General features: G+C 69.9%; 6 protein-coding genes and 1 pseudogene. 4 read left to right on the top strand and 3 right to left on the bottom strand.

Features of this window, described 5'->3' with window-relative positions; translation table 11 throughout:
• Positions 1-34: 34 nt before the first annotated feature.
• The 3 genes and pseudogenes from F7R91_RS44230 to F7R91_RS12380 form a co-directional block, all read right to left on the bottom strand.
• Entirely contained in the window at positions 35-550 is a 516-nt protein-coding gene (locus tag F7R91_RS44230; RefSeq protein WP_225320615.1) for a helix-turn-helix domain-containing protein, read from the bottom strand.
• A gap of 340 nt (positions 551-890) precedes the next feature.
• Positions 891-1,170: pseudogene (locus tag F7R91_RS42635) on the bottom strand (pyruvate formate-lyase-activating protein); the annotation flags it as partial.
• Between the two features lie 152 nt (positions 1,171-1,322).
• Complete coding sequence (locus F7R91_RS12380; protein WP_150947633.1) at positions 1,323-1,637, bottom strand: helix-turn-helix domain-containing protein; 315 nt, start codon at positions 1,635-1,637, stop codon at positions 1,323-1,325.
• Positions 1,638-1,992: 355 nt separating this feature from the next.
• Between F7R91_RS12380 and F7R91_RS12375 the strand changes: the two genes are divergently transcribed.
• From F7R91_RS12375 to F7R91_RS12360, 4 genes are all read left to right on the top strand, one after another.
• The gene (locus tag F7R91_RS12375; RefSeq protein WP_150947631.1) at positions 1,993-3,576 is read left to right on the top strand and encodes a class I adenylate-forming enzyme family protein; all 1,584 of its coding nucleotides are present in this window, start codon (positions 1,993-1,995) and stop codon (positions 3,574-3,576) included.
• Positions 3,577-3,631: 55 nt separating this feature from the next.
• Positions 3,632-4,900 (top strand): 5-aminolevulinate synthase, encoded by a 1,269-nt coding sequence (gene hemA / locus F7R91_RS12370; RefSeq protein ID WP_150947629.1) that lies wholly within the window; start codon positions 3,632-3,634, stop codon positions 4,898-4,900.
• A 17-nt stretch (positions 4,901-4,917) separates the two neighbouring features.
• Positions 4,918-6,438, top strand: a complete 1,521-nt coding sequence (locus F7R91_RS12365) for an AMP-binding protein (RefSeq protein ID WP_331000556.1) — start codon at positions 4,918-4,920, stop codon at positions 6,436-6,438.
• A gap of 105 nt (positions 6,439-6,543) precedes the next feature.
• The gene (locus F7R91_RS12360) at positions 6,544-25,170 is read left to right on the top strand and encodes a type I polyketide synthase (protein ID WP_150947625.1); all 18,627 of its coding nucleotides are present in this window, start codon (positions 6,544-6,546) and stop codon (positions 25,168-25,170) included.
• Positions 25,171-25,172: the final 2 nt, after the last annotated feature.

The raw sequence follows: 25,172 nt of genomic DNA, 5'->3' as shown, positions 1-25,172 counted from the left end.
AAAGAACCTTGGAGAAAACCCAGCGAGTGGATCTTCAGCCGAGATATACAAGCCCGCTGGTCAGTGGGGGTGCGCTGGTGCTCGCCACGGTTTCCCGGGCGGACATCTGGCGCGACCTGACCGCTGACGTGAACAGCGTAGCGGATCGGGGCGGAGCAGTGGTGTGGAGTACGGGGGCTGGGGTGTCGCGAAGGGTTTGACCTGCAGTTCCGCGCAGGGTCGGTTGGTGTTCGCCCCGACTGCGCGTGGTCGGAGGCTCGGTTTGTCCGTTCAGTGGCGGACGTGGAGCCGAGGTTGTTTCAGGTGGCGGAGTGACCGTCGCCGGCCTTTCTCCGCGGAGCGCGTCGGGCCAGATCACCTGCCGCCTGGCTGATACCGAAGTGCGGATCGGTGAGGGGCCGGGCCAGAGCTGATGGTCGAGTGCGTCCTCCAGTCGTGTGAGGGTGCCGATGTCTGGCAGGACGTCGCCGTTGAGGACTCGGGCGACGGTGGAATGCGCGACACAGGCCACGTCGGCCAGTCTGCGAAGCGAGAGCTTGCGGGAGCGCATAGTGCGGTTCAGGTCGCTGGCGAGGAGCAGCCCGCAGTGGGCGCTCAGTTGAGCGTCGTGGGTCAGGATGACCTCCGGCCAGTCTCCGTCCGCTACGTAGTACAAAGGGTGCCTTCGCGGTGGCAGAGGCATGCTCCCCGTAGGGAGGTGCGGCGCTGGGCGCCGTGACTCTGACGGCGTGCGACTGTTGGAAGCTCGGGGCTGTGGGCCGAGCGTCGCGGGGCCGGGTGGTGTCTGTGTTTGCCGAGCCGGACCTGGCGTGTCGCCAGTAGCCGTGCTCCGCAGGTGAGTTATCCGTCCTCTGGGTAAAACGGAGGGTGGGTACCGGACCGACATCGGATACACCGAGACGGTCCAGCCGGGGGGCGAAACTGAGGGTGGGGGCGAGTTCCCCACCGGTCAGGTGGTAGGTCAGGACGTCGAAGGACTTGATGTCCAGCAGCACCAGGTTGGCATCGGCGAGGAGTTCGTCGCTCGCGCGAGCGACGAGGAAGCCGGAGGTGTCGAGGGCAGTGCAGCCCGGCCTCCTTGCAGCGGCGCAGGATCTCGCCGGTGAAGGCGGATTGCAGCAGCGGCTCGCCGCCCGTGACGGTCCCTCCGGCACCGGACGTCGTGATGAAGTCCTGATCCGGCGCACGCTCGTGGTGCCTGAGCCCCGGTGCTCGGCGAACTGACATAGGCACATCTGCGGGACCTGTGGTCGCGCGTCTGCAGCAGCTTCCGCACCCCGGCACCGAGTACGACACGTGGAACATCCGGCCGATCACCGTCTTCACCCGGGCCGGCGTCCACCGCTGGTCGCGCCGGCCGTGCGCCAGGGGCCCCGCTGCAAGGCGGCTTCCAGTTGCGCGAACTGCTCCTGGCTCAGCCGCGGCCGGGACGCCGGTCCCCTCGACCGCAGCCCTTGCGGCCCCGCCGCCTGCCAGGCGCGTCGCCACCGATTCGCCGACATCCGCGTGACCCGCAACTCCTCAGCGACCTCGCTGTCACTCCGCCCCTGGCCAAACAGTTCACCAGCCTCCAGACGGACCTTCTCCCGCCCCGCACGCTCCTTGGCGGTCAGGCCCCCACCCTGCGCATACCGCATGACGACGGCATACCGCACCGCCACCCGCACGTCATCCGTCCGCAGAACACCACGAGTCAAAGATCAGCAGAGGTCACGCGATGGATCGAGGTCCAGGGCGAGTTGGGCGAACCGACTCGGCCACCCGGGACTCGAGCTCTTCCACACGCTCCCGGGCCACGGTCACCCCATCGAGAACGTCGACGCCCTGGGTGGCCGTCCGGCACGCGCGCCGAACGGCTACCCAGGGCGGGATGCCTTCCGACACTCCGTTGTAGCCCGTCGAACGATCTACCGCCTACTTCAATTGCATGGTGAAGATTGAACGCCCAATTGGATGACGTCGTGATAGTTGGCAAGGTTGAAGGAAGGTCCCATGAGCCTGCCTGAGCATTGGTGGAGCGCAAGTCGAAGTTATGTCTCGGAGATCCTCTCGCTGCTCGCAGCGACGCCGGATCGAGATGTCGTTCATTGGCGTGGCGAGGCCTTCTCTGGTGGCGACCTGATTCTGTCCGTGACGGAAACATTCCTTGCGCTGCGCAACCGCGGAGTGGGTAAGGGGGATGTGGTCGCGATTCTGGTCGCACCCAACAGTCCTGAGATGCTCACCGTGCGGTACGCGACACATCTGCTCGGCGGCGCCGTGTGCTATCTGCGAACCACTAATCCTGGTACCAGGACAACGGTCCTTCCTCTGGATCACCAGATCCAAATCCTGCGCGAAACCGAAGCCGTGACCGTCTATGCCGATGCCGAAAGTTCGAAGCGCGCGACAGAGCTCGCTGATGGTGGTGGGATCCCCGTAACGCGACTTCAGGACGGGGAACGCAGTGAGGTCGGCCGGGTCGATGGTGGCGATACTCCGGACGCCGTGTCATGGGATCCGGATGCGCTGGCCTTCATCGGCTTCACGAGCGGCAGCACGGGCCGGCCCAAGGGCATCCGGTTGTCGGGCCGCGCATGGGAAGCCACGATGCGTGCATGGATGGGCGTCGGTCGTGAATACGACTGTGCGTCGATCCTGGTGTCGACCCCTCTGAGTCATGGTGTTGCCGCGATGGTAGACGCAGTCTTCGCCCTGGGCGGAGCGCTCTATCTCCATGAGAGCTTCGATGCCGGGAAATTCGTGGACACCGTCTCCGCGGAGAAGGAGGTCTCGTGGACGTTCATGGCGACTAATCACGTGTTCCAACTCATCGACCATCTGGCCGAGCGAGGAATCCGTGACACTGACGCTGTGGAAGCTGCGGGCCTGTCTTCGCTGAAGCGGATTGTCTACGGCGGCAGCCCCGCGGCACCCGCTAGAATTGCACAGGCTTTTCAGCTTTTCGGCCCTGTTCTGGCGCAGGGGTATGCCACGAGTGAGAGCGGCCGGATCACGATCCTGACACCTCAGGAGCACGGCGACCCGGAGCTCGCGGCCACGGTCGGTCGGCCCTTCCCCGAGGTGGAGGTCGTTGTCTGCAACTCGGATTCGGGTGCGCAACTAGCGGCTGGGGAAATCGGTGAGGTTCGCGTCCGCTCGCCTCAGATGATGGACGCCTATAACGGCGAACCGGAACTGACTGCACGAGTTCTTCGTGACGGCTGGTATTTCACCGGAGATATCGGCCGTCTCGACGAGCGGGGCTATTTGACTCTCTTGGGCCGGGTGGCCCACGTCATCAAGGTCGGTGGCGTCAAGGTTCATCCAATAGTTCTCGAGGCGGAGATTCTTGCCCACCCGGGTGTCCGGCACGCCGCCGTCTACGGTGTGCAGGACGAGGATGGAAGCGAGCACATCAACGCCGCGATCGAATGCGATCCGGCTGAGCTGGTCGAAGTGGAAAACATCCGCGCGAGAATTGCTGAGGCGCTGTCCCCGATTCACGTGCCCGAGAAGATGCATATCTTGAGCGCTCTGCCGATGAACAGCAACGGCAAGCCCGACAAGGTGCTCCTGAAATCGCAATTTTCCTAGCATAGACCTTTCGGTTCGCAGGTCAATCCAACCGCTACGTCGAGAAGGCGAGTGAATGAACGTTCACCTGGCATCGTACCTGAGTGGTGCAGCCGCTGACGATCTTGCTGGAAGCAAGCGTGAGTTCCTGGAGATCGGCCGTCGTTCCGGTGATTATCCCATGGCCACTGCGCGGCGTGATGGGGTGGATTCGGAAGTAAGCGTCTGGTGCAGCAACGACTATCTGGGAATGGGCCAGAATCGCCAGGCCATCGCGGCCATGCAAGCCGCGATAGATACCCATGGCGTAGGCTCCGGAGGTTCCCGGAACATCGGTGGAACCAACCATTATCACGTCCTTCTCGAAAATGAGCTGGCGGATCTGCACGGTAAGGAGTCCGCTCTCCTTTTCACATCGGGATACACGGCCAACGAGGGATCCCTCACCGTGCTGGCGGGGCTGCCGAAAGACACCGTCGTATTTTCGGATGCGAAGAACCACGCCTCGATCATCGACGGTCTCCGGCACAGCGGCGCGAAGAAGCACGTCTTCAGGCACAACGACGTCGCCCACCTGGAAGAATTGATCGCGGCTGCTCCCGCCGACTGCCCGAAGCTCATCGTCGTGGAATCGGTCTATTCCATGTCGGGCAACGTTGCGCCGCTCGCCGAGATCGCCGACATTGCGGACAAGTACGGTGCCTCGACTTTCATCGACGAGGTCCACGCGGTCGGCATGTACGGTCCGCAGGGCGCCGGCATCGCCGCTCGGGAAGGCATCGCCGATCGGTTCACGGTCGTGATGGGTACCTTGGCAAAGGGGTACGGAACGGTCGGCGGCTACATTGCGGGACCGGCGGCCCTCGTGGACGCGGTGCGAACCTATGCGCGCTCGTTCGTCTTCACGACCTCGCTGCCGCCGGCGGTCGTGGCCGGCGCACTGGCGTCGGTCAAGTACCTGCGGTCCTCCGATGTCGAGCGAAAGCTTCTCTCGGAGAACGCGCGGCTTCTGCACAGCCTTCTGATCGAGGCCGACATCCCGTTCATTTCGACGGACTCCCATATCGTTGCGGCCTTCGTCGGCGATGACGACATGTGCAAGTGGGCGTCCCAGCTGCTGTTCGAGCGGCACGGGATCTACGTCCAGTCCATCAACGCCCCCAGCGTGCCCGCGGGCGAGGAGATCCTGCGCATCGCTCCGTCTGCCGTGCACGATCAGAAGGAGGTCGAGACCTTCGCCGACGCCCTTCATGGGATCTGGAAGGAACTGAACATCCCGACCGCGAGTGCCCGGGAGTGGTCCACGTCCGAGCTCCGCGGCGGCGGCGCCCGCACCGCCGGATGACCATGTCAGTTGCCGGCGTGCTGGCCGACACGGCGGCGCAGCGACCCGACCACTCGGCCGTGATCTACGAGTCCGAGCATTTCACCTACGGGTGGCTGTGGGAACAGGCGCGTCGCTACGCCGCCGTGCTGCGAGCCAACGGGGTCCGGCCAGGAGACCGGGTGGCCATGCTCCTGGTCGACACCCCGCAGTTTCCCGTCGTCTACTTCGGCGTGCTGGCGGCCGGCGCCGTCGCGGTCCCGCTGAATGTCATGTCGACCGCGTCGGAGATCGATCACGTACTGACCGATGCCGACGCCCGTTTTCTGGTGTGCGCCGCCTCGTTGCTCGCCCAGGCGAGAGGCGCGGCGGAACCGCTCGGCACGGTGCTCCTCACCGTCGGCCCGGGCCCCGCGGGCACTGTCGACCTGCAGAACACGGCACAGGACACGGCGCCGATCGACGATTCCGCGGTACGGGAACCCGACGATGTCGCAGTCGTGTTCTACACGTCCGGTACGACGGGTGAGCCGAAAGGGGTGATGCTCACCCATCGGAACATTCTGTACAACGTCGAGAGGATGGTCACCACTCCGTACATGTTCCGGAGTGACGACGTATTGCTCGGGTGTTTGCCGCTGTCGCACGGCTTCGGTCAGATTTGCGGCATGCTGACTGGCTTCCGCGCCGGTATATCCATCGTCATGATGCCGAGGTTCTCCGGGCGGGAGGCCCTCGCGCTGATGGCGAAACACCGATGCACGGTGCTCATGGGCGTGCCGACCATGTATTTCAAGTTGCTCGACGCGGCGGCCCAGGGAGAGCAGGTTCCTCGACTCGACCGCGTGTACAGCGGGGGATCGGCGCTTCCGGTCAAGACCCTCGAAGATGTCCGAAGCACGTTCGGATGTCCTGTGTACGAGGGCTACGGGATGACCGAGACCTCCTGTAGCGTCGCATATCACTATCCGGGCGTGACTTTTCGATCCGGAACAGTCGGTGTTCCGATCACTGGCATCACCGTCGGTATAGCCCGGCCGAATGCCGACAGGGTCGATCTCCTGCCGGTCGGTGAGGTGGGCGAGATCGTGGTGCGCGGTCCGAACGTCATGGCCGGATATCTCGGTCGTCCGGATATCACCGCGGAGGTTTTGATCGACGGCTGGTTCCTTACCGGCGATCTCGGCAGGCTGGACGGCGGCGGCTACCTTACGGTCGTGGGCCGTAAGAAGGACTTGATTCTTCGTGGCGGCTACAACGTCTATCCGCGCGAAATCGAGGAGATCCTCGTCGGGCATCCGGCCGTGGCGCAGGTGGCGGTTATCGGTGTTCCGCATCCTGAGCTAGGTGAGGAGGTCTGGGCGATTGTCGTGCCTGCCCGGCCGGACGATGTCACCTCTGGATCGGATGACGAGATCATCGAATGGGGCAAACAGCGTCTCGCGGCATATAAGTACCCTCGTCGAGTCGAGTTCACCGACGCTCTCCCGATGGGAACCAGCGGAAAGGTTCTCAAGCGGATGCTCGTCTCGAAATACGAGCCGGCCGTCAGCTCGTAACTGCAAACGAAAAAGAATCAAATTGGCGTAGCACCCGCGGCACGGCTGCGGGTGCTATGCCTCCTCTCAGGCATCGTACGTGACAATAGGTGGGGCGACTCGACCATGGTTGAATTCCAAGCTGACACGTCGATATCGACCGAGGCGATCGCGATCGTCGGTATGTCCTGCCGACTGCCGCACGCGGAGAACCCCGCGCAACTGTGGCAGCTGCTGCGCGACGGCCGCAGTGCGATCGGCGCGCCCCCGGCAGGCCGCCCCGAACTGCCCTCTCGGCCGGGGGGCTATCTCGAGGACGTCAGCGGCTTTGATGCAGGCTTCTTCGGCATCAGTCCGCGTGAGGCGTCGTCGATGGATCCGCAGCAGCGGCTGATGCTCGAGCTCGCCTGGGAGGCACTGGAGGACGCCAGGATCCTCCCGTCCGATCTTGCCGACAGCCGGACCGGTGTCTTCGTCGGCGTCATCGCCGACGACTATGCCGCCCTCACGCGTCAGCACGGGGTCGAAGGCATCACCCGCCACACCCTGACCGGTCTCAACCGCGGCGTCGTCGCCAACCGGATCTCCTACACCCTTGGTCTGCACGGACCGAGTGCGGCCGTGGACACCGGCCAGTCCTCCTCACTGGTAGCTGTGCACCTGGCAGCCGAGAGCCTGCGCCGCGGCGAGTCCACCATGGCCATCGCCGGCGGTGTCAACCTCAATCTGGTGCCGGAGAGCACCACCAGCGCCGAGCGGCTCGGCGCACTTTCACCAGACGGCCTCAGCTTCACCTTCGACGCGAGGGCGAATGGATATGTACGGGGCGAGGGCGGCGCGTTCGTCGTACTCAAACCGCTGCACGCCGCCGTAGCAGACGGCGACCCGGTCTACTGCGTGCTGCAGGGCAGCGCGATGAACAACGACGGGACGACCGAGGGTCTCACCGTCCCGAGTCCGGCCGGCCAGCAGGATGTCCTGCGGCAGGCGTACGAGCGTGCCAAGGTGTTCGCGGAGCACGTGCAGTACGTCGAACTGCACGGCACGGGTACCAAGCTGGGCGACCCGATCGAAGCGTCGGCTCTGGGCGCGGTGCTCGGTGACGGCCGCGTGGACGGAGCCGAGCTGCGGGTCGGATCGGTGAAGACCAACGTCGGACACCTCGAGGGTGCCGCCGGCATCGTCGGCCTGCTGAAAGCGGCGCTCTGCATCCGTCACCGCGAGCTCGTGCCGAGCCTGAACTTCGAAACCCCCAACCCGGACATTCCGTTCGACGAGTTGAAGCTCGCCGTACAGCGAAGGCTCGCGGCATGGCCGCGGCCGGACGAGCCGCTCTACGCAGGTGTCAGCTCGTTCGGTGTGGGCGGTACGAACTGCCACGTCGTGCTGTCGGACTGGCGCACCGAGTCGGCCGCGGCGGAGGAGTTGCCTGGCGCCGAGTCCGGCTCGGGTGTGGTGCCGTGGGTGGTGTCGGGTAAGTCGGCTGAGGCTGTGGCCGGTCAGGCCGGGCGGCTGGCGTCGTTCCTGGAGGGGCGTCCGGGGCTCGATGTCACGGCGGTGGGTCGCTCGCTCGTGGTGTCGCGTGCTCGTTTCGATCACCGTGCGGTGATTGTGGGCGAGACGCGCGAGGAGCTTCTGGCGGGTGTTCGGGCGTTGGCCGCGGGTGTGCCTGCGGCTGGTGTGGTGACAGGTCGCGCGGTGCCGGGTGGCCCGGGCAAGACGGTGTTCGTGTTCCCGGGGCAGGGTTCGCAGTGGCAGGGCATGGCTCTGGAACTCTTCGACTCCTCCCCGGTGTTCGCCGCCCGGCTGGTGGAGTGCGAGCGGGCGCTGGCGCCGTTCACGGACTGGTCGCTGCTGGATGTGCTGCGCGGTGTGGAGGGTGCGCCCGGTTTCGATCGGGTGGATGTGGTGCAGCCGGCGCTGTGGGCGGTGATGGTGTCCCTGGCCGCGTTGTGGCGTTCGGTGGGCATCGAGCCGGATGCGGTGGTCGGCCACTCGCAGGGCGAGATCGCGGCGGCCGTGGTGTCGGGGGCGCTGTCGCTGGACGACGCGGCGAAGGTCGTGGCGTTGCGCAGCCGGGCGATCGTGAAGCTGGCGGGTACGGGCGGGATGGTGTCGGTGGCCCTGCCGGCCGACGAGGTCCGCGAGCTCATCACCCGTTGGGACGGCGCCATCGACATCGCCGCACACAACGGCCCCGTGAGCACGGTCGTCTCCGGCGACCCGGAGGCCCTGGCCGACCTCGTCGCTCAAAGTGAGGCCAAGGGATACCGCGCCCGCACCATTCCGGTCGACTACGCCTCTCACTCCGCCCACGTCGACTTGCTGAAGGATGAGCTGCGGGCGCAGTTGGCCGACGTCACGCCGCGTACCGGTGACGTCAGGTTCTTCTCCACTGTCACCGGGCAGCCGCTGAACGGTGAGGAGCTCGACGGCGGGTACTGGTTCCGCAACCTCCGCCGGACCGTCCGGTTGGAAGACGCCACCCGTGCTCTGCTCGGCGACGGGCATCACGTCTTCATCGAGGTCAGTGCCCACCCGGTGCTTACCTCGGCCCTCAGCGACACGGCCGACGAGGCCGGCGTCGGCGGCACTGTTGTCGTCGGATCGCTGCGGCGCGACGACGGTGGACAGGATCGTTTCCTGACCTCGGTCGCAGAGGCGCACGCCAACGGTGTGGAGGTGGAGTGGGAGCGCTTCCTGCCGGGTTCGGATGTGGTGGATCTGCCCACGTACGCCTTCCAGCGTGAGCGTTTCTGGCTGGAAGGTTCGGCGACCGGGCCGGTCCAGGTCCGGACCGTCGCGGCACAGCGGAGCGGTCCGAAGCGGTCCGCGCCGCGCGGCGATGAGCTGGAGCTGGTGCGTGCGCACGTGGCAGCGGTGCTCGGCCACGGATCGGCGCGCGACGTGGACATCGACACGACCTTCAAGGACCTGGGCTTCGACTCCGTCTCGGCCGTCGAGCTTCGGAACGCGCTGAACAGGGCCACCGGGCTGTCGCTGCCCTCCGGCCTCCTTTTCAACCACCCGACCCCGGCCATACTCGCCGAACACCTCGGTGGTCAGCTCCTCGGCCCGGACCAGGGCCAGGATGACGATGAGTACGAGGCCATAGCCCTTGACGAGCCGATCGCGATCGTGGGCATGGCATGCCGGCTGCCGGGAGGGGTCGCCTCTCCGGAGGACCTGTGGCGTTTGGTCAGCAGCGAGGTCGATGCGGTCGGCGGATTCCCGACCAACCGAGGCTGGGACCTTGATTCGCTCTTCACCCCCGATCCGGACAGCCCCGGCAAGACCTATGCCACCAAAGGTGGTTTCCTGCACGATGCGGACCGGTTTGATGCCCAGTTCTTCGGCATCAGTCCCCGCGAGGCGGCGGCGATGGAGCCCCAGCAGCGGCTGCTGCTGGAGACGGCCTGGGAGGCCTTCGAGCAGGCGGGCATCGACCCCACCACGCTGCGCGGCACCCGCACCGGTGTGTACGTGGGCGCGACGGCCCAGGAGTACGGGCCGCGGCTGCACGAGCCGTCCGGCGGATACGACGGCTATCTGCTGACGGGCAACACCGCCAGTGTGGCCTCGGGCCGGCTGGCCTACACCTTCGGTCTTGAGGGCCCGGCGGTGACGGTCGACACCGCCTGCTCGTCCTCGCTCGTCGCGCTCCACCTCGCCGCGCAGTCGCTGCGCCAGGGCGAGTCCTCCGTGGCCATCGCCGGCGGTGTGTCCGTCATGGCCACGCCCGGCATGTTCGTGGAGTTCTCCCGGCAGCGCGGGCTGTCGCCGGACGGGCGGTGCAAGGCGTTCTCCTCGTCGGCGGACGGTACGGGCTGGGCCGAGGGCGTGGGTCTGCTGGTGCTGGAGCGGCTGTCGGACGCGGAGCGGAACGGGCACCAGGTGCTCGCGGTGATCCGTGGTTCCGCCGTGAATCAGGATGGCGCGAGCAACGGTCTGACGGCCCCGAACGGGCCTTCGCAGGAGCGGGTCATCCGCGCCGCGCTGGCCAACGCCCGCCTGTCGGCGTCCGAGGTGGACGCGGTGGAGGCGCACGGCACGGGCACCAGGCTCGGCGACCCGATCGAGGCGCAGGCCCTGCTGGCCACCTATGGCCAGGACCGCGAAGAGCCGCTTCGACTCGGCTCGCTGAAGTCGAACATCGGTCACACGCAGGCCGCGGCGGGTGTCGCGGGCGTGATCAAGATGGTCATGGCCATGCGTCACGGGGTTCTCCCGGCGACGCTGCACGTGGACGAGCCGACCTCACACGTCGATTGGTCGGCCGGCGCGGTGGAGCTCCTGACGCGGGCCCAGGAGTGGCCGGAGCTCGACCGTCCGCGCCGGGCGGGCATCTCGTCCTTCGGCATCAGCGGTACCAACGCACACCTCATCGTCGAGCAGGTCACGGAGATCGAAGCTCCGGTGGCGGAGCTGTCGGTGCCGGGTCCGGTGCCGTGGGTGGTGTCGGGCACGTCGGGGGCTGCTCTGTCGGAGCAGGCGGATCGGCTGGTGTCGTTCCTGGAGGAGCGGCCGGAACTGGACGTCGTGGCGGTGGGCCGTTCGCTGGCCGTATCGCGTGCTCGTTTCGATCACCGTGCGGTGGTCGTGGGGGAGACCCGTGAGGAACTGCTGGACGCTCTGCGGGCGCTGACCCCGAACGAGGCCGTCTCGGCGGGTTCGGTGGCGTTCCTGTTCTCCGGGCAGGGCAGTCAGCGTATGGGTATGGGCCGTGAGTTGTATGCGGCGGAGCCGGTGTTCGCGGCTGCGTTCGATGAGGTTGCTGCGGCTCTTGATGTGTATGTGGATCGATCTCTTGCTGTGGTGATCGAGGGCGAGCCGGAGCTTTTGGATCGGACGGTGTTCACTCAGCCGGCGTTGTTCGCGGTCGAGGTGGCCCTGTTCCGTCTGCTGTCTCATTTCGGGGTGACTCCGGATTACCTGGTGGGGCATTCGGTGGGGGAGCTGGCGGCGGCCCATGTGGCGGGTGTGCTGTCGCTCGAGGACGCCGCGCGTCTGGTGTGTGCGCGGGCGCGTCTGATGGAGGGTGTTGCCGAGGGCGGGGCGATGGTTGCCCTGAACGCGGGTGAAGCGCGCGTCGCCGGGTGGCTCGAGGGCCGTTCCGGTGTGGAAGTGGCCGGGTTCAACAGCCCTGCCGGCACCGTGATCTCGGGTGACGAGACGGCAGTGCTCGAAGTCCTGGAGCTGGCTCGCGGGGAGGGTGTGAAGGCGACGCGGCTGAAGGTGAGCCATGCTTTCCACTCCGGGCACCTGGACGGAATGCTGGCGGAGCTCACCGAGGTCGCCCGGACTCTGACCTATTCGGCTCCCCGGATCCCGGTCGTTTCGAATGTCACCGGTGAGGTGGTTGAGGGGTTCACTGCCGAGTACTGGGCAGCTCAGGCCCGTTCGGCGGTCCGTTTCGCCGACGGCATCAACACGCTGGCCGGTCTTGGTGTGACGGCGTTCGTGGAGCTGGGTCCCGACGGGACGCTTGCGGGTCTGACGGGTGAGTGCCTGGCCGACACCGAGGGCGTCGTCGTGGTTCCGGTGCTGCGCAAGGATCGTGCCGAGAAGCGTTCCCTCCTCGCCGCCCTGGGCGCTGTGCACGCACATGGTGTGGGTGTGGACTGGGAGCGGTTCCTGCCGGGTTCCGGTGTGGTGGAGCTGCCCACGTATGCGTTCCAGCGTGAGCGTTTCTGGCTGGATGCGCCGCGTTCCGGTGATGCGGCGGGTCTGGGTCTGACGGCTGTGGATCATCCGTTGCTGGCTGCGGTGATCACGGAGCCTGATGGTGATGCCGTGCAGTTCTCGGCTTCGGTGTCGTTGTCTGCGCATCCGTGGCTGGCTGATCACACGATTGGTGGGACGGTCCTGGTTCCGGCGACGGCGTTCCTGGAGCTCGCGGGCACCGCGGCCGAGCAGCTGGGTTACACCACCGTCGAGGAACTCACCCTCCAGACACCCCTGATCCTCTCGGAGAAGACGGGCGCTCAGCTGCGGCTGACCGTCGACCGGGCCGACGCGCGCGGCGATCGTCAGTTCACCGTGTACTCGCGGATGGGCGAAGAGCAGTGGACCGCCCACGCGGCCGGCCTGCTCACGTCCGCCGTCCCCTCGCCGGGCGTCTCCCTGGACCAGTGGCCCCCGGCCGATGGCACCCCCATCCCGCTGGACGGCGTCTACGACCGCCTCGACGACCTGGGCTACGGCTACGGGCCGGCCTTCCACGGCCTGCGCGCCGCCTGGCGCGCCGGCGACGACCTCTTCGCCGAGGTCGCCCTGCCCGACCAGCTCCACACCGGAACCGCGCGCTTCGGCATGCACCCCGCCGTCCTCGACGCGGTTCTGCACCCGCTCGTGCTCGTGCTGGAGGCCGCGGCCTCGGCGCAGGACGACGGCACGATCCGTCTGCCGTTCTCGTTCTCGGGCTTCGTGCTGCACGCGGTCGGTGCCACGGTGCTGCGCGTCCGCTGGACCCGTACCGGCCAGGACACGGCCCGTCTCGCTCTGGCCGACGGCGACGGCGCTCCGGTGGCGGCGATCGAGTCGGTCGCCCTGCGGCCGATCGCCCGCGATCAGCTCGCCGTTGTCGGCCCGGCCGTGGAGTCCCTGCACCGGGTGGCCTGGGAGGCCGTCCCGGCGCCCGAGCCGGCCGCCGACCAGCGGTGGGTCCGGCTGGGCAAGGCGCCCTACGCCGACCTCGCCGCGCTCGGCGCCGCGGTCGATGCCGGATCTGCCGTACCGGAGTTCGTGGTGATCGGCGAGCAGGAGCTCGTCGTAGGCACCACCGGTGATGTACTCGACCAGACCCACGCCACGGCGGCACGTGGGCTGGAGGGGGTGCGGGAATGGCTGGCCGCCCCGCAGTTCGCGGAGAGCCGCCTCGTCCTCGTCGTCCCGGACGGCGCGCTGCACACGGCCCCGCTCGTGGGCCTGATCCGCACCGCGCAGACCGAGCAGCCCGACCGACTGGTCCTCGTCCACGTGGACGAGGGTGGTCTGGAGCTGCTGCCTGCCGTGTTGGCTTCGGGTGAGCCTGAGGTGGCGGTGCGGGGCGGCGAGCTGTTCGTGCCGCGTCTGGCGCGTGCCGCGGGTGCCGTGGCGGGTGTGGTGGAGGGTCTGGATCCGGAGGGTACGGTCCTGGTGACCGGTGCTCTGGGTACGTTGGGCCGTCTGGTGGCGCGCCGGTTGGTGACGCATCACGGTGCGCGGCACCTGCTGCTGGTGTCGCGTCGTGGTGGTGGGACCCCGGGTGCCGCCGAGTTCGTCGCGGAGCTCGCGGAGTTGGGTGCGCGGGCTCGGGTGGCGGCCTGTGACGTGTCGGACTTCGACGCGCTGACGGGTCTGCTGGACGAGGTAGCGGTCGAGCGTCCGCTGACTGCCGTGGTGCATACGGCGGGTGTCCTGGACGATACGACGGTCGCCTCGCTGTCGGCCGGTCAGCTGGAGCGGGTGATGCGTCCGAAGGTGGACGCGGCCTGGAACCTCCACCGCCTCACCGAGTCCCACGGCCTCGCCTCGTTCGTCATGTTCTCGTCCATCGCGGGTCTCATGGGCAATGCCGGCCAGGCCAACTACGCGGCCGCGAACACCTTCCTCGACGCCCTCGCGCAGCACCGCCGCGCCCAGAACCTGCCCGCCACCTCCCTCGCGTGGAGCCTGTGGGACAGCGCCGACGGCATGGCCGGAACCCTCGCCGACGCCGATGTCGCGCGGTGGAAGCGGAGCGGGATCGTCCCGCTGACCCCGGAACTGGGTCTCGATCTGTTCGACGCGGCGCTCGCCTCGGCGGAGCCGCTGCTGGTCCCCGCCGAACTCGACCTGGGCGCCCTGCGCGCCCGGGCCGCGGAGAACGCGCTCCCCGAGCTGTTCACCGGCCTGGTCCGCGTCCGCCGCCGGCAGGCGGCCGGCGCCGCCCGCGGCGCCGACTCGTCGTGGGCCCAGCGGCTGATCGCGCTGGCCGAGGAGGAGCGGGCGCAGGCCGTACTCCAGACCGTACGGGAGACCGTGGGGCTGGTTCTCGGGCACGGGGCCGACGCCGGCATCGACCCGGCCAAGGCCTTCATGGACATCGGCTTCGACTCCCTCACGGGTGTCGAGCTGCGCAACCGGCTCCACTCGGTGACCGGGCTGCGACTGCCCACCACCCTCGTGTTCGACCACCCGTCGCCCCAGGCGGTGGCGGACTTCCTGCTGGACCGGCTTGACGCGACCGGAACGGCCGTCGTCCCGTCGGTGGCCGCCCATGCCCCGGGACTGGACGAGCCGATCGCCGTGGTCGGTATGGGGTGCCGCTTCCCGGGCGGGGTCTCCTCGCCGGAGGACCTGTGGCGGCTCGTGGCGGAGGGCCGGGACGCGATCGACGAGTTCCCGTCCGACCGCGGCTGGGACGTGGAAGGCCTCTTCGACCCGGACCCCGAGAAGATCGGCAAGTCGTACACGCGCAAGGGCGGATTCCTCTACGAGGCCGCCGAGTTCGATGCCGGGTTCTTCGGTCTGAGTCCGCGTGAGGCGATCGCGACCGACCCGCAGCAGCGTGTGCTGCTGGAGGTCGCCTGGGAGGCGCTGGAGCGTGCGGGAGTCGACCCCGCCTCGCTGCGCGGTTCCTCGACCGGTGTCTACGCGGGTGTGATGTACAACGACTACGGGTCGCGGCTGGGCAGTGCTCCGGAGGGCTTCGAGGGGCATTTGCTGACGGGCACGATCTCGAGTGTCCTGTCGGGCCGGGTGGCTTACACGTTCGGTTTCGAGGGGCCGGCGGTGACGCTGGACACGGCGTGTTCCTCGTCGCTGGTAGCGATGCACCTGGCCGCTCAGGCGCTGCGCCAGGGCGAGTGCTCGATGGCACTCGCCGGTGGTGTCACCGTGATGTCCACGCCGACGACCTTCGTCGAGTTCTCGCGTCAGCGTGGTCTGTCGCCGGACGGGACCTGCAAGTCGTTCGCGGCTTCGGCGGACGGCACGGGTTGGGGCGAGGGCGCGGGCATGCTGGTGCTGGAGCGTCTGTCGGACGCTCAGCGGCTCGGGCACAACATCCTTGGTGTGATCCGTGGTTCCGCGGTCAACCAGGACGGTGCGAGCAACGGCCTCACCGCCCCCAACGGGCCCTCGCAGGAACGCGTCATCCGCCAGGCCCTCGCCAACGCCCGCCTCGCTCCGCACGAGGTGGACGCGGTCGAGGCGCACGGCACCGGTACCCGGCTCGGTGACCCGATCGAGGCCAACGCGCTGCTGGCCACCTACGGCCAGGACCGCGAAGAGCCGCTGCGTCTGGGCTCGATCAAGTCGAACATCGGTCACACGCAGGCTGCCGCGGGTGTCGCGGGCATCATCAAGATGCTGATGGCGATGCGCAACGGGGAGCTTCCGCCGACGCTGCACGTGGACGAGCCGACGCCGCACGTCGACTGGTCGACGGGTGCGGTGGAGCTGGTCACCGAGCGTCGGCCGTGGCCGGAGGTGACGCGTCCGCGTCGCGCGGCCGTGTCCTCGTTCGGTATCAGTGGTACGAACGCGCATGTGGTCCTGGAGCAGGGCCCGGAGCCGGTCGTGGCCGGTGAGCCGGTGGTGGCGGTGCTTCCGCTGGTGGTCTCGGCGAAGAGCGAGGCGGCCCTGGCGGCGCGTGCCGGCCAGGTGCGTGAGCTGCTGGCCTCGGAGTTCGTCGACCCGGCGCGGGTGGCTTCGGCTCTCGCGACCCGGGTTCCGCACCTCCCCTTCAGGGCGACGGTTTCGGGCGCCGGCCGGGACGAGCTGTTCGCGGGTCTCGAGGCGCTGGCCTCGGGTGGGTCCGCGGCCAACCTGGTGCAGGGCGCGGTCACGGGCCCGGGCAAGACGGTGTTCGTGTTCCCGGGGCAGGGTTCGCAGTGGCAGGGTATGGCTCTGGAACTCTTCGACTCCTCCCCGGTGTTCGCCGCCCGGCTGGTGGAGTGCGAGCGGGCGCTGGCGCCGTTCACGGACTGGTCGCTGCTGGATGTGCTGCGCGGTGTGGAGGGTGCGCCCGGTTTCGATCGGGTGGATGTGGTGCAGCCGGCGCTGTGGGCGGTGATGGTGTCCCTGGCCGCGTTGTGGCGTTCGGTGGGCATCGAGCCGGATGCGGTGGTCGGCCACTCGCAGGGCGAGATCGCGGCGGCCGTGGTGTCGGGGGCGCTGTCGCTGGACGACGCGGCGAAGGTCGTGGCGTTGCGCAGCCGGGCGATCGTGAAGCTGGCGGGTACGGGCGGGATGGTGTCGGTGGCCCTGCCGGCCGACGAGGTCCGCGAGCTCATCGCCCCTTGGGACGGCGCCATCGACATCGCCGCACACAACGGCCCGCGTTCCGTGGTGGTCGCCGGAGAGGTGGCCGCTCTCGAGGAGCTGGTCGCCCACTGCAAGGACAACAGGATGCGTGCCAAGCGCATCCCGGTCGACTACGCCTCCCACTCCGCGCACGTCGAAAGCCTGCGGGACGAGCTTCTCGACGCCCTGTCCTCGCTCACCCCGCGCGCCGTCAAGGTGCCCTTCCTCTCCACCGTCACCGGGCTGCCGCTGGACGGCACGGAGCTCGACGGCTCGTACTGGTTCCGCAACCTCCGCCGGACCGTCCGGCTGGAGGAGGCCACCCGGACCCTGCTCGACCAGGGCCACCGCGTCTTCATCGAGGCCAGCGCCCACCCGGTGCTGACCGTGGCGCTCCAGGAGACGATCGACGACACGTCGTACGACAGCGCCGTCACCGTGCCCTCGCTCCACCGTGGCGAGGGTGGACTCGACGACTTCCTCGCCTCCGCGGCGCAGGCCCACGTCTCCGGCGCCCCGCTCGACTGGACCGCCGTGGTCGGCGGACCCGATGGGGGTCCCCCCGGTCGAGCGAAGTCGAGACTGGGGGAGGTCGTCGACCTGCCGACCTACCCCTTCCAGCGCCGGCGCCACTGGCTGGAGGGCCCGGCGACGGCCGGGGACGCGGGCGGGCTCGGCATGGCCGCCGAGCGGCACCCGCTCATCGGCGCCGCGCTCTGGACGGCCGACGCGGACAAGCTGGTCCTGAGCAGCAGGATCGCCCTGAACACGCAGCCCTGGCTGGCGGACCACGCCGTGGCCGGCACCGTGCTGCTCCCCGGTACCGCCTTCGTGGACCTCGCCATCCGGGCGGGTGACCACACAGGCCTCGACCAGCTCGACGAGCTGACCCTCCAGGCACCGCTGGTGCTGGCCGGCCGCGGCGGAGTACAGCTCCAGGTCGTGGTCGACGCTCCGGACGAGGAGGGCCGGCGCGCGCTGTCGGTCCACTCCCGCCCGGAGCCCGAGTCCGACGACGCCGCGATCCACCCGTGGACCCTGCACGCCACCGGCGTACTGGGTCACGCGGAAGGATGTGCGGGCGTACCGGCCGACACCGCCTGGCCCCCGGCCGGCGCCGAGCCGGTCGACCTGACGGCGGCGTACGACACGCTCGCCGAGCGGGGCTTCCAGTACGGACCCGCCTTCCAGGGCCTGCGGGCGCTGTGGCGTGCAGGCCGGGAGATGTTCGCCGAGGTCGCGCTCCCGAAGGACGTCCCCCCGGGCGAGTTCGGGATCCACCCGGCCCTCCTCGACGCCGCCCTGCACCCGCTGGCGCTCGCGGAGGACGGCCGCCTGGCGCTGCCGTTCGCCTGGACCGGTGTTCGGCTGCACGCGGTGAAAGCCGGCGTGCTGCGCGTACGGATCACCCCGGAGGGCTCGGGTGCCGCCCTGTCCCTCGCCGACGCGAGCGGTGCGCCGATCGCGTCGGTGAAGACGCTCAGCCTGCGGGCCGTGGACCCCGCGCGGCTGGCCGGCTCGGGCACCCCCCGCCGGCCGCTGCTCCAGGTGGAGTGGACGACCGCCCCGGAGGCCGCCCCGGCCGCCGGATGGGCCGTCCTCGACGACTCCGACAGCGGCCGGCGGGGGCTGCCCGCCCCTCTGGGCAGCTACTCGGACCTCGCCGGCATGGTCGGTACCCCGCCGCTCGTCGTGGTCCCCTTCCCCGGCGAGGACGGCCCCGGCGCCGTGGCACACCGGGCCCTGCGGCTGGCCCAGGAGTGGCTCGCCGAGGAGCGGTTCGCCGGCTCGCGCCTGGTCTTCGTGACCCGTGACGCGACCACCGCCCGCACGGAGGCCGGACTCGGCTCGGCTCCCGTCTGGGGGCTGGTGCGTACCGCCATGGCCGAGAACCCCGACCGGTTCGGCCTGCTGGACCTGACGGACTGGGACCTCTCCGAGGCCGAGCTCGGCCGTGCGCTGGCCGTACCGGGCGCGCAGGTGAGCCTGCGCGACGGCGCACTGCTGGTACCGCGGCTCGTCAAGTCGCCGACGACGGGCGACACCGTGCCCGCCCTGAACCCCGAGGGCACCGTGCTCATCACGGGCGCCACCGGCACCCTGGGCCGGCTGTTCGCCCGCCACCTCGTCGCCGAACACGGCGTACGGCACCTGCTGCTGGCGAGCCGCCGCGGCCGGGACGCGGCGGGCATGCTGGAGCTGGAGGCCGAACTCACGGCCCACGGAACCGACGTGTCCGTGGTCGCCTGTGACACGGCCGACCGCATGGCGGTCGCCGCGATGCTGGACGCGATCCCCTCGGAGCACCCGCTCACCGCGGTCCTGCACACCGCGGGCGTCCTCGACGACGGCACGCTGCACGCTCTCACGGCCGAGCAGCTCGACACCGTACTGCGCCCCAAGGTCGATGCCGCCCGGCACCTGCACGAGCTGACGGCCGACCTGGAACTGGACGCGTTCGTCCTGTTCTCCTCGCTGGCCGGTACGGTCGGCACCGCGGGACAGGCCAACTACGCTGCGGCCAACACCTATCTGGACGCCCTCGCGCACCACCGCCAGGCCCTGGGCCTGCCCGGTACGTCGCTGGCCTGGGGCCTGTGGGCCGAGGGCAGCGGGATGACCGGTCACCTGACCGACGCCGACCTCGCCCGCATGTCCCGGGGAGGCATCGCCCCCATCGGCAGCGAGCAGGGGCTGGCGCTGTTCGACGCGGCCCTCGCGACACGTCGGCCGGTTCTCGTTCCGGCGCTGCTGGACTACACCGGACTGCGGGCACAGAGCGAGGACGGCACCCTGCCCGCGCTGTTCCACGGCCTGGTGCGCCCGGCGCGGCGCGCCGCCGTCGGCGAGCAGGCGGGCGGGAACTCCCTCCAGGAACGCCTGGCGCCCCTGGCCCCCCAGGACCAGGAGCGCGCGCTGCTGGAACTGGTCCGCGGCGTGGTGGCCTCCGTACTGGGACACACCGACGCCGACCAGGTCGCGCCCGACCGGGCCTTCAACGAGCTGGGCTTCGACTCGCTCAAGGCAGTGGAACTGCGCAACCGGCTGAACGCGGCCGCAGGTCTGAAGCTGCCCGCGACACTGGTGTTCGACTACCCGAGCACGGTCGAGCTGGCCGGCTTCCTGCGAACCGAACTGCTCGGCTCGGCCGCCGCGGTGGCCGGGGCCGAACCGGTCGTCGGTGCCTCCGACGAGCCGATCGCGATCGTCGCGATGGCCTGCCGCTACCCGGGCGAGGTCAGCTCGCCGGAGGAGCTGTGGGCGCTGCTGTCCGACGAGCGGGACGCCATCGGCCCGTTCCCGAACGACCGCGGCTGGGACCTGGACGGCCTGTACGACACGGACCCCGACCACGTGGGCACCTCGTACACCCGGCACGGCGGATTCCTCTACGAGGCTCCGCAGTTCGACCCCGAGCTCTTCGGGGTGAGCGCCCGGGAGGCCACCGCCATCGACCCGCAGCAGCGCCTGCTGCTGGAAATCTGCTGGGAGGCCTTCGAGCGCGCGGGCATCGACCCGACCTCTCTCAAGGGCAGCCAGACCGGTGTGTTCGCCGGTGTCATGGCCAACGACTACGCGGCACGCCTGAAGGACGCCCCCGATGCCTTGGAGGGCTACCTGTCGGTCGGCAGCACGGTCAGTGTCGCCTCCGGCCGCGTCGCCTACACCTTCGGCCTGCAGGGACCGGCGATCACTGTCGACACCGCCTGCTCCTCCTCGCTCGTCTCCATCCACCTCGCCGCGCAGGCGCTGCGGAACGGCGAATGCGGGCTGGCCCTGGCCGGCGGTGTGACCGTACTGGCCGCGCCCACCCTGTTCGTGGAGTTCAGCAGGCAGCGTGGCCTGGCACCGGACGGCCGGTGCAAGTCCTTCTCCGCGCGGGCGGACGGGGCGGCCTGGGCCGAAGGCGCCGGAATCCTCCTGCTGGAGCGGCTCTCCGACGCCCGGCGCAACGGCCGCCGGATCCTCGGCGTGATCCGCGGAACCGCCGTCAACCAGGATGGTGCGAGCAACGGCCTCACCGCCCCCAACGGCCTCTCCCAGGAGCGGGTGATCCGCCAAGCCCTCACCAACGCGGGCCTGACCACCGCGGACGTCGACGCACTGGAAGCCCACGGCACCGGCACCACGCTGGGCGACCCGATCGAGGCCCGGGCCGTACTCGCCACCTACGGGCAGGAGCGTACGTCGCCCCTCCTGATGGGCTCCCTGAAGTCCAACATCGGACACTCCCAGGCCGCCGCCGGTGTGGCCGGCGTCATCAAGATGGTCATGGCGATGCAGCACGGGGTGCTCCCCAAGAGCCTCCACATCGACGAGCCCAGCCCGCACGTGGACTGGTCCGCCGGCGAGGTGGAACTGCTCACCGAGGCAGTGCCGTGGCCCGAGTCCGAGCGGCCGCGCCGGGCAGGCGTGTCCTCCTTCGGCATCAGCGGTACCAATGCCCACGTCGTCGTGGAGCAGCCGCCGGCCGAGGGGACGGTCCCGCCGGCCGAGCCGATGCCGGTCGTGCCGCTGCTGCTGTCCGCGCACACCGACGCGGCCCTGCTGGCGCAGGCGGACCAGGTGGGCGCGGCCCTCGCCGGCACCGCGCAGCAGGACCTGGCGTCGACGGGCCGGACCCTGGCCGTCGGACGGGCCGGACTGCCGCACCGCGCCGTGGTGGTGGCCTCCGCCGCCACCGAAGCGGTCGACGGATGCGCGGCACTGACCGTGCGGGGCACACCCGTGGACGGCCGTACGGCCGTCCTCTTCACCGGTCAGGGCAGCCAGCGACTCGGCATGGGCCGGGAGCTGTACACCGCCTACCCCGCCTACGCCGAGGCCCTGGACGCCGTATGCGAAGAGCTCGACCCATGGCTGGAAACGCCGCTGCTCGACATCCTCTTCGGTGCGGACCCGGCGCCGCTGGACCAGACCGGCTTCACGCAGGCCGCCCTGTTCGCAACCGAGGTCGCGCTCTTCCGGCTCCTCGAAGGCTGGGGCGTACGGCCGGACTTCCTCGCGGGTCACTCCATCGGTGAGCTGGCCGCCGCGCACGTCGCCGGCGTCCTCTCACTGGCGGACGCGGCGCAGCTCGTCGCGGCCCGCGGCCGGCTGATGCAGGCACTGCCCGGCGGCGGCGCGATGCTCGCCGTGCAGTCCGAGGAACAGGAGGTGCTGCCGCTGCTCGCCGGACGGGAGGATCTGCTGGGCATCGCCGCCGTCAACGGCCCCACCTCCGTGGTGCTCTCGGGCGACGCCGAAGCCGTCGAGGCCATCGGAGCCGAACTCTCCGCCCAGGGACGCAAGACCAAGCGGCTGCGCGTCAGCCACGCCTTCCACTCCCCGCACATGGACGCGATGCTGGACGAATTCCAGACGGTCGCGAAGGGGCTCACGTTCGCCGCGCCCACCATCCCGATCGTCTCCACCCTGACCGGGCAGTTGGTCAGCGCCGAGGAGCTGACCGCGCCCGAGTACTGGGTCCGGCACGTCCGCCGGCCCGTGCGCTTCCTGGACGCGGCACGCGCCCTGGAGGCCGAAGGCGTACGGACCTTCCTGGAGCTCGGCCCGGACGGCGTGCTCAGCGCGATGGGGCAGGACTTCCTCGACGCGGGATCGCTCCTGGTCCCGGTGCTGCGCGGCGGGCGCCCCGAGCCGCACACCGCCGTCACCGCCCTGGCCCACGCCCACGTACGGGGCGTGCCGGTGGACTGGCGCGCACTGTTCGGCGAGAACGCCGGACCGGCCGCGGACCTGCCGACCTACCCCTTCCAGCGCCGGCGCTACTGGCTCACGGAGGGGCCCGGCGGCGACGTCACCTCGGCCGGACTCGACTCCGCACGGCACCCGCTGCTCGGGGCCGCGGTTCCGCTCGCCGACTCCGACGGTGTCCTGTTCACCGGCCGGATCTCGGCCCGCAGCCACCCCTGGTTCGCCGACCATGCCGTCGCCGGCACCCTGCTGGTCCCGGGCACGGCCCTGGTGGAGCTCGCGCTCCACGCGGGCGCCGCACTCGGCTGCGAGCGGCTGGAGGAACTCGCCCTCCAGGCACCCCTGGTCCTTCCCGACGAGGGTGCGCTCCAGCTCCAGATCACCGTCGGCGACCCCGACGGAGACGGCCGCAGGCCCGTCGCCGTCCACTCGCGCGGGGACCAGGAAGGCGACGTCTGGAACCGGCACGCCACCGGAACCGTGGTGGCCGCCGTTCCCGGCGGCCCCGAACCCGACCTTGCGTCCTGGCCTCCGGCCGGCGCCGAGCCCCAGCCGGTCGAGGACCTGTACGACCGCCTCGCCGACCAGGGCTACGGCTACGGCCCCGCCTTCCAGGGCCTGAAGGCGGCATGGCGCTCGGGCGAGGACCTCTACGCCGAGGTACGGCTGTCCGTCGACCCTGATGGATTCGCCCTGCACCCGGCACTGTTCGACGCCGCGCTGCACGCACTGCTCCTGGAGGAGTCGGCCGAACTACGGCTGCCCTTCTCCTTCGGCGGTGTCCAGCTGACCGGGGCCCGGGCCGGCACCCTGCGGGTCAAGCTGTCGCCCGGCCCGGACGGAACGGTCGCGGTCGGCATCGCCGACGAGACGGGCGCGCCGGTCGCCACCGTCGCATCGCTGGCCCTGCGGGCCCTGCCGGCAGGGACCGCACCGACCCGCCCCTCCGACCCGCACGTGTACGCGGTGGAGCGGGCCGGTGTGGAACTTTCCACGGGTGGTGACACGGCCATCGCGGTCCTCGGCGAGGTCGACCTCGGACTCGCCGCCGAGCACCACGCCGACCTCGCCGACCTGGCCGCCTCGACGGCGGACGGCGCGCCCGCACCCGACGTGGTTGTCCTTCCGGTACGCCCGGCCACTGAGCAGGAGACCGGCCGGGTCACGGAGGAGGTGCTGGCGGTACTGCGGCAGTGGCTCGCCACCGACGCGCCGGCCGCAGCGCGGCTCGCCGTGGTCAGCACCGGGGAACTGGCGCACAGCGCACTCTCCGGGCTGATGCGGACCGCCGAGTCGGAACACCCGGGACGCTTCCAGCACGTGATCACGGACGGCCTGCCGGCCGGCCGCGAGCTGCTGGCCGCGGCCCTGGCCGACCCCCGACCGCAGCTCGAACTGCACCAGGGACAGGCCTACGTGACCCGGCTCGCCAAGGTCCCGTACCCGGTCCGGACCTCGGACGCCGACGATGCGTTCGACCCGGATCGTACGGTGCTGATCACCGGTGGCACCGGCGCACTCGGAGCCCAGGTCGCCCGGCACCTGGTGACCGCCCGCGGCGCCCGTCGCCTGCTGCTCACCAGCCGGCGAGGCGGGGCGGAGGACCTGGTCGCCGAACTGACGGCGCTCGGCGCGGACGTACGGGTCGCGGCATGCGACGCGGCCGACCGCGACGCGCTGGCCGGGCTGCTCGCCTCGATCCCGGACGAGCACCCGCTCACCGCGGTTGTGCACGCGGCCGGAGTTGTCGAGGACGCCACGCTGGAGGCGATGAGCCGGGAGAGCCTCTCCCGGGTCCTGCGGCCGAAGGTGGAAGCCGCCTGGAACCTGCACGAGCTGACCGCCGGACTGGAGCTGACGGACTTCGTCCTCTTCTCGTCCGTCGCCGGCCTGGTGGGCAACGCCGGACAGGCCAACTACGCCGCCGGCAACACCTTCCTGGACGCGCTCGCCGAATACCGGCGCGCCGAGGGCCTGCCCGCCGTGTCCTTCGCCTGGGGAATGTGGCAGGACGGCATGGCGAACGACCTCGACCGGGCCGACCGGGCCAGGCTCGCACGCAACGGGATCCTGCCGATGCCGACCGACCGGGCACTCGTGGCCCTCGACACGGCCCTGGCCGGAGCCAAGGCGCCGCAAGCCGACGGCGAGGCGGCGACCCGACCGGTGCTCGCACCGGTGGCACTCGACCTCGCGGCACTGCGGAGCCTCGGGGACGCACTGCCCGAGCTGTACCGGGGCCTGGTGCGCACCGAGCGCCGAGCTGGCCGGCGTGCCTCCGCTCCGGCGGAGATCCCGCCGGCGCAGCGGCTCACGGGCCTGGACGTGGAAGAGCAGCAGCAGCTGCTGCTCGACCTCGTCAGGGAACAGGTCGGCATCGTCCTGGCCCACCCGGCCCCGCGGACGATCGACGTCCAGCGCGGACTGCTGGACCTGGGCTTCGACTCCCTCACCGCGGTCGAACTGCGCAACAGGCTGAACACCATCACCGAACTGCGGTTGCCCAGCACGCTCGTCTTCGACCACCCGACCACCCAAGCCGTCGCCGAACACCTGCGGGGCGAGCTGGTCGGCGAAGTGGCAGACCCGGTCCAGGCGGCCCTGGACGCACTTGAGGCCGCACTCTCGGCCGCCGGCCCGTCGGACGGCGACGGACCGGCAGGAACGTACGCCGCGCGACTGCGCGGCCTGCTTCGGACGGTGGACGGCGGCCCCGACGGCACCGACCTCGACCTGGCGACCGACGACGAACTCTTCGCAGCACTTGACAACGAACTCGGCAGGTAGAC

The sequence above is a fragment of the Streptomyces luteolifulvus genome, assembly GCF_008806595.1.
Lineage (GTDB): Bacteria > Actinomycetota > Actinomycetes > Streptomycetales > Streptomycetaceae > Streptomyces > Streptomyces luteolifulvus.
Note: the sequence above shows the minus strand (reverse complement) of the source record. Positions and strands in the feature narration are given on the sequence as shown.

Coding starts and splice junctions, on each gene's coding strand:
- F7R91_RS12380 (WP_150947633.1), bottom strand. CDS start 1,637: ATGCGGTATGCGCAGGGTGGGGGCCTGACCGCCAAGGAGCGTGCGGGG.
- F7R91_RS12375 (WP_150947631.1), top strand. CDS start 1,993: ATGAGCCTGCCTGAGCATTGGTGGAGCGCAAGTCGAAGTTATGTCTCG.
- F7R91_RS12360 (WP_150947625.1), top strand. CDS start 6,544: ATGGTTGAATTCCAAGCTGACACGTCGATATCGACCGAGGCGATCGCG.
- hemA (WP_150947629.1), top strand. CDS start 3,632: ATGAACGTTCACCTGGCATCGTACCTGAGTGGTGCAGCCGCTGACGAT.
- F7R91_RS44230 (WP_225320615.1), bottom strand. CDS start 550: ATGCGCTCCCGCAAGCTCTCGCTTCGCAGACTGGCCGACGTGGCCTGT.